General features: G+C 66.5%; 1 pseudogene. It reads right to left on the reverse strand.

Annotation, left to right across the window (positions count from 1 at the left end):
• Window positions 1-242 (reverse strand): annotated as a pseudogene (locus tag SB754_RS22530) (gluconate permease); the annotation flags it as partial.

The following is a 242-nucleotide window of genomic DNA, read 5'->3' on the forward strand; positions in this document are numbered from 1 at the left end:
GTGTCGATGGAGCCCATGATAGGGGCGAGCAGGGTGGCCGCTGTAATGGCCGCCACAGATGCCGAACCCTGTGCAATCCGCAGCACCGCTGCCACGGTCCAGGTGAGCAGCACCGGGATCGCAGCGTTTGCCTGGAACATGGCCGCCATCATGTCGCCGACGCCAACCTCGGTGATGATCTGCCCGAGAGAGCCAGCCACCCCGGTGAAGAGCAGGATGGAGCCGGAGGTCTGGGCGCCGCG

The organism is Leifsonia sp. SIMBA_070 (genome assembly GCF_046534635.1).
GTDB lineage: Bacteria > Actinomycetota > Actinomycetes > Actinomycetales > Microbacteriaceae > Leifsonia.